Origin of the sequence: Selenomonas sp. oral taxon 126 (genome assembly GCF_001683335.1) — a bacterium.
Classification (GTDB): domain Bacteria; phylum Bacillota; class Negativicutes; order Selenomonadales; family Selenomonadaceae; genus Centipeda.
This window is the reverse complement of sequence record NZ_CP016201.1, coordinates 1203945-1217738: the sequence shown is the minus strand read 5'-3', so window position 1 is coordinate 1217738 and position 13794 is coordinate 1203945. Positions and strand designations below refer to the sequence as shown.

Below are 13794 nucleotides of genomic sequence, written 5' to 3'. Positions count from 1 at the left end.
GCTTACCCTCTGAGCTTCTTGCGTACTGCCATCTCTGCGGGGCTCAGGGTCTTCTTTCCCGTGCCGAGCGCGGACTCCATCAGTCGGATATCGCGCACAAGCGCCTTCAGCGGTTCCGGCTCAATTGATGCCTTTTGATCCGAGCCATACATATTCACATCCAGCGTAATGTGACGCTCAATGGACGTGGCTCCGACAGCGACTGCACCCAGGGTTGCGACATAGCCGGTCTCATGACTACTAAAGCCCGTCGGCACATTGTAGCGCGCACGAATCTCAGGAATCAGCAGGAGATTCGCATCCTCCACCGCCATCGGGTAGGTGCTGTTGCAGTGCAGCAGCTCGAACGGGCATCCGTGACGACGGAATACCGCAACCGCAGCATCCACTTCCTCCCATGTACTCATGCCGGTCGAAATGAACGTATAACGCCCCTCACTCGCCATTTCCTCGAGCAGCTCCATATCTCCGAGCATCGCAGAGGCGACTTTATTGTATTTGAGTTCAAATTGACGCAAAAAAATCTGAGAATCCACATCCCAGACTGATGCAAACCACTCGATATTCTTTTCCTTGCAGTAACGGTCGATCTCCTGATAGTCCGCAAGATCGAACTCAAGGCCTTCCTTTTGCTCGCGCTGCGTCGTTCCCCACGGGCTCTCGCGCGGACTTGCGAGATACTCAGCCGTATAGACCTTATCCACCGTGCGTTTTTGGAACTTCACCGCATCGCAGCCGGTGTCGACAGCAACGTCGATGAGCTGCTTGCAGATCTTCATATCACCGTTGTGATTGATGCCAATCTCAGCAATAAAAAAGACCTTCTTGTTTGCATTTTCCATGGTGTTTAGACCCTCCCTGATCTCTCTCAAACGTGCTACACACCCTTATTATATAATATCGCATACTTCTTCATACACTTAAGCCCATCGTTTGCCGAACGCCCCCTACGTCCGCTTCTTTGCGATGACCGCGCGCATCTTCTGGAGGTTGCGGCGATACTCCTTCGGGCTCTGCATGGCGATGACGGTGTAGAGTGCGTCGGTGATCGCCATGTGGATGAGGCGCGAGGAGACGGCCTCAGAGCTGTAGTGCACCTCGCGACCCATGCCGTGCAGGACGATGTCGCCGAGCTTGGCAAGCGGCGAATGCGCATGGCTCGTGATGACGATGACGGCAGCGCCTGCCGCGCGCGCCGTGCGGACGGTATCGAGCAGCTCGAGCGTTGCGCCTGTATGTGAGACAGCAATGACAGCATCCTTCGCCGTGAGGAGTGACGCTGATGTCGCCTGCTGATGCGCGTCGCTGTATGCCTGCACGACCATGCCGAAACGCAGGAAGCGCGTCTCGATGTCGCGGCAGACGGTCGCGGAGTTGCCGAACCCGTAGACGGCGATGCGCCGTGCCCCGCGGATGATCTCGACGGCGCGCTCAATCGCCGCATAGTCGAGCAGCTTCAGCGTATCCTGCAAGCCGTCCATGATGTTGCGAAAGACCTTCTGAACGACCTTCTCGGTTGTATCTGCGGCATCGATGTCCTGATAGACCGTCTCTGTCTGCGTGTAGAGCTCCGCCGCGAGTGCGATCTTAAAGCTCTGCAGACCGCTGAACCCGAGTTTTTTGCAAAAGCGCGAGATTGTGATCTCAGAGCTGCCAACTGCCGCCGCAAGCTCCGAGATGGTCTGATCCATCACCTCGCTCACATGCGCGGACACATAGTCTGCAATGCGCTTCTCCGTGCGCGTCATATGCGCATAGCTGCCGCGCATCACGGGCAGCGGTAAGTTCTCCGCCGTCATCCTGCCACTCTCCTTCGATGTTACTTTTATGTCATTATAGCAAAGTTTGAGATAAAAAAACACCTCCCGCAAAAATCCATTGCAGGAGGTGTTGTGCATTTTACGATACAGTGAGATCGGTGAGGATGGCACGAATCTCCCGATCCTCTACCTCTGTCAGTGTCGTCCCCGGCGCGCGCGTATACGTGGAGATGGGCAGACCTGCTGCGCGCACCGCCGCCTTCATGCCCGTGATGAAGAGCGGTGTCACGGCGTAGATCCGCATGAGCCCTGTGATCTGCTCGGCACATTTCACCGCCGCAGTGAGGTCGCCGCTCTCATACGTGCTGTGCATCTTGACGAAGAGCTCTGGCACGACGTTCGTGAGCCCGCAGAGAACGCCGTCGCCGCCCGAGATGCGATTCACGATGTAGTACTCATCGAATCCCGAGAGCACGGAGAAGTCGGGGCGCACGGACTTTACCGCCTGACAGATGCGCCGCGTGTGGCTGATGTTGTCCACCGTGTCCTTGATCCCCGTGATCGTGGGGCAGCGCTGTGCGATTTCGCGCACAATCTCAGGGCTGAGGTCGCTGCCCGTACGGTCGGGGAAGTTGTAGAGCATGATGGGGAGCTCCACCGCGTTTGCAATGCGTTCGAAATAGTCCACCGCCGCTGCAGCAGGCAGTCCGAAATAATACGGCGAGACGATGTTGAGCGCATCCGCGCCCGCCTCTGCGGCATAGTTACCGAGTCGCACGACCTCCTCCGCCGCCGTGTTGCCCACACCGATCACAACCTGTGTGCGCCCCGCAACGGTCTTGACGGCGCAGTCGATCAGCGCCCGCCGCTCCGCGTCGCTGAACGCGTAGAACTCGCCGAGACTCCCGAGAAAGAGCAGCCCGTTCAGCCCCGCTTCCACGAGATGATTGATATGCCGCTCCATGTTTGCATAGTCGATGCTGCCATCATCCTTCAAAATCGTGATGACAGGTGAGTTGACGCCCTTGAACATAATATCCTCCGCTTTCCGTATCAGCTGCCTGATTTATCACGCAGCGCCGCCTTGCCCGCCTCGAGCACGGCGAGAATTCGCTCCACATCGTAGACATTGCCGCGCCACGTACCGCCGCTGACCTCCTGCAGCGCCGCCCAGAGGCGCGTATCATCGGGGAGATCGGCATCGGGGCCGACGCCATCCTGCATACTGCGCGATGCGAGGACACGTGCGCCCTCCTCATAGCTCAGGGGCTCTTCCTCCGTGCCGATGAAATTCAGGCTGCCCTCGAGGTTCTCCGTGTCGACGATGATCTCCACGACATCTCCGTCGCGCAGCTTGCCGATGGGTCCTCCTGCCAGCGCCTCGGGTCCCACATGTCCGAAGCAGGCACCCGTTGAGACGCCCGAGAATCGCGCGTCCGTGATGAGGGAGACATGCTTGCCAAACGGCAGATGCTTGAGCGCCGAGGTGAGCTGATAGGTCTCCTCCATGCCCGTCCCCTTCGGACCGCCGCCCATGACGATCATGATGTCGCCCGCAACGATGCGGCCATGCTCCTTGAGTGCCGCAATCGCCGCCTTTTCCGAGGTAAAGGTCTTGACCTTGCCCGTGTGGCGGAACACCTTGTCCGCGTCGATCACGGAGGGGTCAATCGCCGTGGATTTCACGACAGAGCCCTCGGGCGCAATATTGCCCGTGGGAAAGGTGACGGTCGAGCCGATGCCGCGCCGACGCGCCTCATCCGGTGTGAAGATGACCTCATCGGGCGAGAGTCCGTCAACCTCCTCGAGCCGCTTGCGCAATATCGCGCGACGCTCGGAGTGCTCCCACCAGTCGAGATTCTCCCCGAGCGTCGCACCCGTGACGGTGAGCGCATCCTCGTGCAGGAGCCCGAGACGGCGCAGATGCAGCATGACCTTGGGCACACCGCCCGCCATGAACGCGAACACCGTCGGATAGTTGACAGGACCGATCGGCAGGACGCTCACGAGGCGCGGCACCTCCTTGTTGATGCGCGACCAGTCGCGCACATCTGGCATATGGCAGCCCGCAGCGTGTGCAATGGCAGGGAGATGAAGGAGGAGATTCGTAGAGCCGCCGAACGCCGCGTGAATGACCATCGCATTCTCGATCGCCTTGTCGGTCAGGATGTCGCGCGCCGTAATCCCCCGTGCAGCAAGTGCCAAGACTGCACGCGCCGAAGCGCGCCCGAGCTCCCGCCAGATTTCCTCGCCCGAGGGCGCAAGCGCCGCATGCGTCAGTGTGAGTCCCAGACCCTCGGCAACCACCTGCGACGTACCCGCCGTCCCGAGGAACTGGCAACCACCGCCCGGCGATGCACAGGAGCTGCATCCTGTGCGTGCGGCATAGTCGAGCGTGATTTCATCATTTGCATAGCGCACGCCGAGGGTCTGCACCGTGCCCAGATCCTCGCTGTCCGTCGGCGAGAGGGTCGCGCCGCCTGGGATGAGGATGACGGGGCGATCGTGCATCCCCGCGAGCGCCATCATCATCGCGGGCAGGCCCTTGTCACATGCAGCGACGCCGATGATCGCCCGACGCGTCGGCAGGGAGCGCATGAGACGGCGCATGACAATCGCCGCGTCATTGCGGTAGGGCAGCGAGTCGAACATCCCCGTCGTCCCCTGACTGCGCCCGTCGCACGGGTCGGTGACAAAGGCTGCATGCGGGACAAGCCCTGCTCCCTTGATTTCATCTGCGGCGGCGCGCATGAGGTCGCCGAGCTCGAAGTGACCGTTGTGCAGTCCAACCGCTACCGTCGTCCCGTCGTCGCGGCGGATGCCGCCCTGCGTGCTGATGATAAGCACATCGCCGCCCGCGAGATCATCGGGATTCCATCCCATGCCCGCATTGATCGTCATACCGAAGATATTGCCGCTCGGCGCCGTGCGCAGCATCTCATCCGTCAGCGGCAGTCGCCCCTTTGGCCCCGCTTTCCGCGTGCGGACATCGTACAGCCCCGTTGGCGCCCTTCCATAAAGTTCCTCCATAGACATCGCTGCTCCACCTCTCAATACATATACACAGACAGAAACGGGGCCGCCGCACGAACGTGAACGTGCAGCAGCCCCAGCATAAAACTTAGCCTTTTGAAATCACAAGATCAGGATGACGTGCAATATCTGCGGCAAGTTCTTCCATATGGGGAACAACCGCGACGCGCATCCCTGCCCGGTGCTCTACGAGGCCGAAGCCATGCACGATGTCCTCCAACGCAACGGCGTGGGTGAGGATGCGGTCGGCATTGATCTTCCCGCTGCGGATCAGCTCCACGGCGAGCGCATTATGGCGCGGCGCGGAGGAGAATGTGCCGTACAGCGTGATCTGCCGATAGTGGACGAAGTTCACATCGAACGAGAGCTCCGGCGTATCCTTCGGCAGCCCTGCAAAGAGGCAAACCTTGCCCATCTTGCCTGTCATGGCGATGCCCGCGCGCTGTGCAGCGGCGCTGCCCGCCGTGACAATGACGACATTTGCGCCCAGACCGTCCGTCGCGTCCAGAACCGCCTGCACGCCGCCGTCCTCGCCCGTCTCGATGTAGGCGTCATAGTTCAGATCCTGCGCCGCATCCAGACGGTTGCGGCTACGGTTCAGGAGGAAGATCTTCCCCGCCCCGCGCGCGCGTGCCAGCTCCGCGTGCATGATGCCGATCGGCCCTGCGCCGATAACAGCGACGGTATCGCCGAGTTGGATGTCCATCGCCTCCTGCCCGTTGATGACACAGGCGAGCGGCTCCGAGAGTGAGGCGGCAAGGTAGTCGACCTCATCGGGGATGAAGTTCACATTGCCCGCGCGGACGGCACTCGCCGGGATTCGCACGTACTCGGCGAAGCCGCCGTCATAGCCGTGCGCAATGGTCTCACGCGTGTAGCAGAGGTGCTGACGCCCCGAGAGGCAGTAGGAGCACGCGCCGCAGCCGATACCCGGCGCTACGATAACGCGGTCACCCACATGATAGCGCTCGACGCCCGCGCCGACCTCCTCGATCACACCTGCAATCTCGTGCCCGAGGATGATGGGCGGATGAATCGCCTTGTGCCCATGGCGGAATGTCCGAAGGTCACCGCCGCAGATGGCGCACGCCTTGACCTTGACGAGGAGTTCTCCCGCGCCGATTGTCGGCTTTGCGACATCCTCCACGCGCACATCCGCCGTGCCGTGATACACTGCTGCTTTCATATGCTCCTCCTCCCCTTATTTGAGTCCGGAAAAATCAGTCGATACGGCGTCCGCATTGACCACCCAGCGCGGCGCACCGCCGCCGATTGTGCTCTTGACCTCCTCGAGCAGGAGATAGGGCGTGCGGTTGAATGCGTCGCGCGTCGAGCCTGCAAGGTGCGGCGTGATCGTGACGTTCTCAAGCGTCATAAACGGGTGATCCGCCGGCGGCGGTTCCGTCCAGAAGACATCGATTGCTGCACCGCCGATCCGCTTGTCATGCAGGGCGGAGATGAGTGCCTGCTCGTCGATGAGCCCCGCACGCGCCGTGTTGATGACATATGCCGTCGGCTTCATACGCGCGAACTCCTTTTCGCCGAGGAGTCCCTGCGTCGCCTCGGAGAGACGCGCGTGCATGCTGATGAAGTCCGCCTCCGCACACAGCTCCTCGAGCGATACAAGGCGTGCGCCCGCCGCCTCCACATCCTCCGCCTTTGCATACGGATCGTAGACGAGGATCTCCACGTCGAAGCCTTTCAACTTCTTCGCTACGAGATGTCCGATATAGCCGAATCCGACGAGACCGATCTTCTTCTCGAGCATATCGCCGACAAAGGCGGCATTCGAATACTGTTTCTTCCAATGTCCCTGCTTCAGCTCTGCGTGAGCGCGGCCGATGTTGCGCATCTCTGCGAGCATGAGACCGATCGTGTAGTCCGAAACCGCGTGTGCATTGCGCCCCATCGTGTGGAACACGGCAATGCCCTGCTTCGATGCCGCAGCCACATCCACGTTCTCAACGCCCGCACGGCACGCGCCGATGATGCGGCACTTCTTCGCTGCGGCAACGATCTCGGCGTTGATCGGCGTGTGATGCGTGATGATGATGTCGACATCGCTGACGTGGTCGAAGATCTCCTGCGGCGGTCTGCCCGCCGATGGCCCCTTCTTCTCTACCTCGCTGCGCAGAAACCAGAACTCCTCATCGCTCGCAGGCTTCCAGTCGACACGCGCAACGTCCACATCGCCCAGAATCTTTTTGACAGCGGCTTCCAAACGCTCCGACGAGAGCAGCGGATCGCCAATGACCAAAACTTTCATCGCTGTCCTCCTCACTCAAAGCGAATGATATCGCCAACCATGAAGCGCGGCACACCGTCGCCCTTCACCATGATCTGCCCCGGCTGCTCCACCGCATCCTTGCCCGTAAACACAATCGTGCAGTGTCCGTGCTCACGCAGCGTCTTCATCGCCTCATCGCCGACCGCCGTCACCGTATAGCTGCGGTCTGCAAGATGGAGCGTATCCCCGACGACGATGTCCGCCTTCACCTCCGCCTTTGTATGCGCCACAACCATGTTCTCGTACTCGTACGGTACATCCTTATCAAAGATGATGACCGACTCGCGCGTCCGCATGAAGGGCAGTACGAAATCCCCAATGCCCGTAACCGTTACCTCATATTTCATCGCATATCTCCTCCGCTTCTATTTTCCTTCGTTGGTTCCCTGTGCGCGCGTGACCGCAGCGTTGAACTCCCGCAGAGCGGGATAGAGCGCACGGTTCAACGTCTCATACAGCTCCATATACTGTGCGTGGTGCGCTGCATCGGGCGTATATTGCCGCTCTGCAAACTGCACGCGCGCCGCAGCATCCTCGGGGCTTGTATAGACGCCCGCACCAAGTCCCGCGAGCATCGCCGCCCCAAGCGCCGCAGCCTCGGGAACATCCTTGCTTCGTACGGGGATGCCTGTGACATCCGCCTTCATCTGCATCCAAAACGCACTCTTTGCTGCGCCGCCGATGGCGTAGATCGACTCGACGCTCTGCCCCGAGAGCTCCTGCATCGCCTGCACAATGCTGTGCATCTCGTAGCAGAGCCCCTCGAGAATCGCGCGAACAAAGGTGCCGCGCGTCGTTGCGCGCGTGAGCCCCACAAATGCGCCGCGCGCCGCAGGATCGCTGCCCATCGTGTGCCGTCCCGAGAAATACGGCAGCATCATACAGCCGCGTGCTCCGATCGGCTCACGCGCCGCCTCATCGACCAGCAGATCGAAGGACTCACACGCAAATGTGTTTTTGAACCATTCAAAGATACCGCCCGACGCCACGATCATACCCATGATGTAGTAAGCGTCATTCACCACGTAGGCGACGGATGTGAAATTCTTCTCCATGCTGGCGCTGCTGATCTCGGGTGCGTCGAGAATCGCAAGCAGCTGCTCGCTCGTCCCCGTGGAGTCCAGCATCTGTCCCGGATGGATGATGCCCGTGGCAAAGGTGCCGCAGGCATAGTCCACGCCGCCCGCAAAGACGGGCGTTCCCTCCTTGAGCCCCGTTGCCGCCGCAGCAGCTGCGGTCAGAGCACCAATCTGCTCTCCGGGGCGGATCGGCTCTGCGAGCAGAGAACGCTCTATGCCCGCCTCCGCGAGGATCTCCTCCGACCAGTCGCGGCGATTCAGATCGAACGCCATCGAGCGGCAGGCGTTCGTCCACGGCGCACGCGCCGTGCCCGTCAGCTTTAGGCTGATGAAGCCCGCGATTGGAATCCAGAGGCGCGCCCGCGCCCATGCCTCGGGCACATAGCGCTTGATCCACTGCATCTTGGTGATGCTCGCAACGGGGTTCGGGTTGATGCCCGTGATCCGATAGATGCGCTCGCGGCCGAACGGCTCCCACGCCGAGGCAATCGCCTCCGTGCGCGTATCGAACCACCGAATTGCAGGATACACCGATTGTACTGCGCCGTCAAGCAGAACATCCTCACCCGAGCTCGCAACGGCGATGCCGTCGCAGGTCTCGCCGGGCAGCTGCGCCGCGACCTCTGCAACGCACGCGGCAACGCCCTCCCAGATCAGCTCGGGCGAAGTCTCCGCCCAGCCGTTTTCATGATATTTCGTATTTGCCGGCCGCCGCGCGGAGGCGAGGAATCTCCCCGCCGCATCACACGCGATTGCCTTATAGTTCGTAGAGCCTGCATCAATGCCCAAAAGATAGCCCATGACAGCCACGCTCCTTTGGTGCGCTCATCAGCCGATGAACATATTAAGGATCAGAACGCCCACAAGCCCCATGACGGAGATGATCGTCTCCATCGTACACCACGTGCGCACCGTCTCCTTGACCGTGAGGCCGAAGAACTCCTTAAAGAGCCAGAAGCCGGGGTCGTTCGGCGGCGAGATGATGAGACTGCCCGCGCCCGTTGCGAGCACCATGAGCTCGGGGCTGACGCCCGTGAGCGCAACCACGGGAGCCGCGATGCCGCCCGCCGTGAGCGCTGCAACCGTCGCGCTGCCGCAGGCGATGCGGATGACCGCCGCAATCGACCATGCGAGGACGAGCGGCGAGAGATCGGAGCCCATGAGGAGGTCTCCGATGTAGCGGCCAACACCGCTGTCGATGAGGATCTGCTTGAGCGCGCCGCCGCCGCCCACGATAAGGAGGATCATGGCGATCGCGAGAATCGCGGACTCGGAGATCTTCATGATCTCCTGGATGCTCTTGCCGCGTGAAATGCCAAATGTGTAGAACGCGATGAAGATGGAGATCGTCAGCGCCATATCAGGCGAGCCGAGGAAGACCATGATGGCAAGTGCATGCGAGTCTGCGGGCAGCGTCATCTTTGCAATTGCAGAGCCCGCCATCAGAACGACGGGAACGAGTGCGGTAAAGACGCTGATGCCGAAGCTCGGCATTTCCTCATCCGTGAACACCTTCGGATTGTAGAGCCCCTCGGGAATCGCGGGGTTGAGATCCTTGACGAAGTTGTAGAAGATCGGGCCTGCGATGACCGCGATTGGCGCCGCGAGAATCGCGCCGTAGACGAGGGTCAGACCGATGTCCGCATTGTAGATGACCGAGATCGCCGTGGGGCCCGGATGCGGCGGCAGGAAGCCGTGCGTAACCGAGAGTGCCGCAGCCATCGGAATGCCGACCTCGAGGAGGCGGATCTGCGCCGATGCCGCAATCGTGAAGACGAGCGGGATGAGCAGGACGAAGCCGATTTCATAGAAGAGCGCGATGCCGACGATGAAGCCCGTAAGGCAGACTGCCCACTTGACCTTTTCCTTGCCGAACATGTTGATGAGCGTCATGGCAATGCGCTGTGCACCGCCACTCTCCGCCATAAGCTTGCCGAGAATCGCACCGAACGAGACGACGATGGCAAGTCCGCCGAGCGTCCCGCCAAGCCCCTTCTGGATGACGGGGATGATCTGCGTGACGGGCAGTCCCTCTGCGTAGCCGACAAGGCCTGCGACGATGAGCAGCGAGATGAAACTGTTCAGCTTCACGCGAACGATGAGGAAGAACAGCAGCAGGATGCCCACAGCTAGAATAATCAGCGGCATAGGATTCCTCTCCTTTCATAGTGGGGGTTCGCCCCCCGCAGCGCGCTGCCTCAACTACTGACAGCAAAACCTATAACAATTCCTGATGTAATTATAGTCGATGGTCTTTCATTTGTAAATAGCATTTCATTTATTTAATTATATTTTGTTTACTAAATATCATTTTGGGGCAAAAAAGTTGCTGCACACATGTATGCAGCAACCCGTAAGCGTATTTATTTTTCGTAATGCTCCTGCCACACATGGTGGAACGAGCCCTCTTTGTCAACGCGCTCAAATGTATGCGCGCCGAAGTAGTCGCGCTGCGCCTGAATGAGGTTCGCGCCGAGCTGTGGGTTGCGGAAGGCATCGATGTACTGCATGGCAGCGGAGAATGCGGGAATGGGCACGCCGCGCTCCACGGCGAGGCAGACCGTGCGGCGCAGGCTCTCCGCATTGCCGTTGATGGAGGAGAGGAAGAAATCGTCAAACATGAGATTCTTCAGATTTGGCTCCTTCTCGTAGGCATCTGTAATGCGCTGCAAAAATTCCGCCTGAATGATGCAGCCCGCGCGGAAGATGGACGCAATCTTTCCAAAGTCAAGCGACCAGCCGAACTCCTCCTTTGCCGCGCGGTAGAGGGAGAAGCCCTGTGCGTAGGCGACAATTTTCGCCGTATAGAGGCTGCAGCGCACCGCCTCAATGAAGTCTGCATCCACCGTCACAGCAGCCCCCTCGGGTGCCGTCATGACCGCGCCCGCGTGTGCGCGCTCCTCCGTCAAATTCGAGAGTACGCGCGCATTGCAGGCGGCAGAGATCATAGAGAGATCGACACCGCGCTGCAGTGCCTCGAGGCTCGTCCAACGACCCGTCCCCTTCTGCCCCGCGCGGTCGACAATGAGGTCGACGAGTGCCCTGCCCGTCTCCTCATCCACCTCCGCAAAGATGTCCGCCGTAATGCCGATGAGGTAGCTCCGAAGCTCGCCGCTGTTCCACGCGTGGAAGATCTCGCCGATGCGCGCATTGGAGAGGCCGCCGACATGCTTTAGGATGAGATAGGTCTCGGCGATGAGCTGCATATCTGCGTACTCAATGCCGTTGTGCACCATCTTGACGTAGTGCCCCGCACCGTCCTCGCCGATGTAGGTGCAGCACGGCTCCTCGCCCGCACGCGCGGCAATGCCCTCAAGGATCGGACGCACGGATTCATAGGCGGCACGATCGCCGCCCGGCATGATGGCGGGACCGAGCCGCGCGCCCTTCTCGCCGCCCGAGACGCCCACGCCGAAGTAGCAGATGCCCTTCTCCTTCAGCGCGCCGTGACGGCGGCGTGTATCCTCGTAGAACGAGTTCCCACCGTCGAGGATGATATCCCCCGCCTCGAGCAGCGGTGCAATCTCCCCGATCGCCCAGTCCACAGGCTCACCCGCAGCGATCATGAGGAAGACGCGGCGCGGCTTCTTGAGCGCACCGATGAACTCCTTGAGATCATAGAACGGGTGAAAGTTCGCGGGAGGATTGCGCTTTGCGGCGGCTTCCGTCATATCCGCCGTACGGTTCCATCCCGCCACCTGAAAGCCGTGATCCGCCATGTTGAACGCGAGATTGCTCCCCATGACGCCCATGCCGACGACGCCGATATCCATCGTGCCATTACTCATCTCGATCTTCCTCCCTCAATATCTCGCCTGATATGCCGCTATCTCGGCAAATTCTTTTTGTAAGTTGCGGTAAAGACGTCCGCTGATATCCGAGAGCTGCGTATAAATCTTGTGGTTTTCCTCGTCCGGCATATAGACCTTCTTTGCATGCACGAGGGCTGCCGTATCCGCGATTCCTGCCATTTCTCCTGCCGCGATAAAGCCCAGCACCGCCGCACCGTACGCCGCGCCCTCACTGTTGCTCGGAAGGACAAGCGGCTCGCCGAGCACGTCCGCGAGGATCTGCATCCAGAGCGGCGACTTCGTAAAGCTGCCGCTTACACGGATGTCCCGCACCTCGCCGAACTCACGCAGCGCATCAAAGACGCTGTGCATCCCGTAGCAGATGCCCTCCATGACGGCGCGTATCATATGGGAACGGCTGTGATTCAGCGAGAGACCGAAGAACAGACCGCGCAGGTCGGAGTTCCAATACGGGGCGCGCTCGCCCGTGAAGAACGGCAGGAGAATGAGCCCGTCCGAGCCTGCGGGAATCTTCGCCGCCTTCATCGTCATAAGGTCGTAGGCATCGACATCGAGTGCCGCCATCTGTGCCTCGCTGAAATGGCAGATCTTGTCGCGCATCCAACGCAGGATCATGCCGCCGTTGTTGATTGCACCGCCCGCAACCCAGAGGCCGTCGACCAGATTATAACACCATGTACGCATTGCGTCATCCGTGCGCGGCTCACCGACGAGCATCCGCACGGCGCCACTCGTGCCGATGGTCGCACTCAGCTGTCCCGCCGAGACCGCGCCGATGCCGACGTTGACGAGTACGCCGTCGGTCGCGCCGATCACCACGGGCAGCCCTACCGTGAGATGCATACGCTCCGCCGCATCCGCCGCGAGAGGACGCGCCTCCGTCGTTGAGATCACGGGCGGCAACATCTCCTCCGTGATGCCGATGAAGTTCAGGATCTCCGCATCCCACCGCAGTTCATGCGCGTTGTAGAGCGCCGTTGTGCTCGCTGTCGAGCGGTCGATGAGGAACTCGCCCGTAAAGGCGTGGAAGAGATGATCCTTGATCGAGCCGATGTACTTTGTACGCGCAAAGAGCTCCGGACGTTTCCGTTTCAGCCAGATGATTTTCGCCAGCGGGTAGCACGCGTGCATGGGGCATCCCGTCCGCTCGTAGAATGAGCGGCAGAGTTCAGGTTCATTTTCCTTCAACTCACGCACGATGCCCGCACTGCGGCTGTCCGCCCATGTCTGCATATCCGTGAGCGGCTGTTTCGCCGCATCGAGCGGGATGAGGCTGTGCATGACCGTACTGAGTGCGATGCCGGATGGTGTCCGCCCCTGATAGCGCAGTGCATCCGCTGCCTCGCGCACAACCTGCTCCGTCGCCGCGCGAATTTCAGATGGACGCTCCTCCGCCCAATCCGGATGGGGCGTGCGCAGTGGGTAAAACGCCTCCGCCGACGCACGGCTCACACCCGACGCCTCGTATGCAATTGCGCGCACGCCCGTCGTCCCGACATCCACACCAATCCAAATGCCCTTCATATTGCCTGCCATCATGCCGCCGCCTTTCCGTGAAAACAAGATGAATTTCGGTTCTATGATAAATGTTACGGAACGAACCCGTGCATGCTCCACGCAAACGCTTAGTTACGCAAGCGGTCGCGTTCTCGTTCGCCTAAATACCTGCGGACTTCTTAAACGCGCTTCGCTTGAACGAAAGAAATCCGCAGGGGGCGAGTCGAACGCTTTTCTCCGCTTGCTCCACTAGGGTTTGCTTAGGAGCATCGCACATCGCTATTTCCGATTTTCCGTAACATATGACAAAGAGCCTGAATTTCTTA

General features: G+C 60.3%; 11 protein-coding genes. All 11 read right to left on the bottom strand.

The genetic code is table 11. From position 1 onward, the window contains the following. Positions 1-2: 2 nt before the first annotated feature. On the bottom strand, positions 3-842 hold the full coding sequence (locus AXF19_RS05385) for an N-acetylneuraminate synthase family protein (RefSeq protein ID WP_066846082.1): 840 nt from the start codon (positions 840-842) through the stop codon (positions 3-5). 105 nt (positions 843-947) lie between these two features. After that, a complete protein-coding gene (locus AXF19_RS05380; RefSeq protein ID WP_066846080.1) occupies positions 948-1799 on the bottom strand; it encodes a MurR/RpiR family transcriptional regulator in 852 nt (283 codons plus the stop codon). Positions 1800-1899: 100 nt separating this feature from the next. Continuing rightward, positions 1900-2793, bottom strand: a complete 894-nt coding sequence (locus AXF19_RS05375; RefSeq protein ID WP_066846077.1) for a dihydrodipicolinate synthase family protein — start codon at positions 2791-2793, stop codon at positions 1900-1902. A 20-nt stretch (positions 2794-2813) separates the two neighbouring features. Beyond that, entirely contained in the window at positions 2814-4796 is a 1983-nt protein-coding gene (locus tag AXF19_RS05370; RefSeq protein ID WP_066846074.1) for a YjhG/YagF family D-xylonate dehydratase, read from the bottom strand. A gap of 85 nt (positions 4797-4881) precedes the next feature. Then, positions 4882-5979 (bottom strand): zinc-dependent dehydrogenase, encoded by a 1098-nt coding sequence (locus tag AXF19_RS05365; protein ID WP_066846071.1) that lies wholly within the window; start codon positions 5977-5979, stop codon positions 4882-4884. Positions 5980-5994: 15 nt separating this feature from the next. Beyond that, the gene (locus tag AXF19_RS05360) at positions 5995-7059 is read right to left on the bottom strand and encodes a 2-hydroxyacid dehydrogenase (protein WP_066846068.1); all 1065 of its coding nucleotides are present in this window, start codon (positions 7057-7059) and stop codon (positions 5995-5997) included. An 11-nt stretch (positions 7060-7070) separates the two neighbouring features. After that, entirely contained in the window at positions 7071-7427 is a 357-nt protein-coding gene (locus AXF19_RS05355) for a PTS glucitol/sorbitol transporter subunit IIA (protein ID WP_066846063.1), read from the bottom strand. Between the two features lie 18 nt (positions 7428-7445). Then, positions 7446-8960: an FGGY-family carbohydrate kinase gene (locus tag AXF19_RS05350; RefSeq protein ID WP_066846060.1), complete on the bottom strand. Its 1515-nt coding sequence runs from the start codon at positions 8958-8960 to the stop codon at positions 7446-7448. A 27-nt stretch (positions 8961-8987) separates the two neighbouring features. Further along, positions 8988-10307 carry a gluconate:H+ symporter gene (locus tag AXF19_RS05345; RefSeq protein WP_066846057.1) on the bottom strand — a complete coding sequence of 440 codons (1320 nt, stop codon included), beginning with the start codon at positions 10305-10307 and terminating at the stop codon, positions 8988-8990. Positions 10308-10522: 215 nt separating this feature from the next. Then, positions 10523-11947, bottom strand: coding sequence for an NADP-dependent phosphogluconate dehydrogenase (gene gndA / locus AXF19_RS05340; RefSeq protein WP_066846051.1), 1425 nt, complete (start codon positions 11945-11947; stop codon positions 10523-10525). Between the two features lie 15 nt (positions 11948-11962). Next, complete coding sequence (locus AXF19_RS05335; protein WP_237141737.1) at positions 11963-13495, bottom strand: gluconokinase; 1533 nt, start codon at positions 13493-13495, stop codon at positions 11963-11965. Positions 13496-13794: the final 299 nt, after the last annotated feature.

Coding starts and splice junctions, on each gene's coding strand:
- AXF19_RS05385 (WP_066846082.1), bottom strand. CDS start 842: ATGGAAAATGCAAACAAGAAGGTCTTTTTTATTGCTGAGATTGGCATC.
- AXF19_RS05380 (WP_066846080.1), bottom strand. CDS start 1,799: ATGACGGCGGAGAACTTACCGCTGCCCGTGATGCGCGGCAGCTATGCG.
- AXF19_RS05375 (WP_066846077.1), bottom strand. CDS start 2,793: ATGTTCAAGGGCGTCAACTCACCTGTCATCACGATTTTGAAGGATGAT.
- AXF19_RS05370 (WP_066846074.1), bottom strand. CDS start 4,796: ATGTCTATGGAGGAACTTTATGGAAGGGCGCCAACGGGGCTGTACGAT.
- AXF19_RS05365 (WP_066846071.1), bottom strand. CDS start 5,979: ATGAAAGCAGCAGTGTATCACGGCACGGCGGATGTGCGCGTGGAGGAT.
- AXF19_RS05360 (WP_066846068.1), bottom strand. CDS start 7,059: ATGAAAGTTTTGGTCATTGGCGATCCGCTGCTCTCGTCGGAGCGTTTG.
- AXF19_RS05355 (WP_066846063.1), bottom strand. CDS start 7,427: ATGAAATATGAGGTAACGGTTACGGGCATTGGGGATTTCGTACTGCCC.
- AXF19_RS05350 (WP_066846060.1), bottom strand. CDS start 8,960: ATGGGCTATCTTTTGGGCATTGATGCAGGCTCTACGAACTATAAGGCA.
- AXF19_RS05345 (WP_066846057.1), bottom strand. CDS start 10,307: ATGCCGCTGATTATTCTAGCTGTGGGCATCCTGCTGCTGTTCTTCCTC.
- gndA (WP_066846051.1), bottom strand. CDS start 11,947: ATGAGTAATGGCACGATGGATATCGGCGTCGTCGGCATGGGCGTCATG.
- AXF19_RS05335 (WP_237141737.1), bottom strand. CDS start 13,495: ATGAAGGGCATTTGGATTGGTGTGGATGTCGGGACGACGGGCGTGCGC.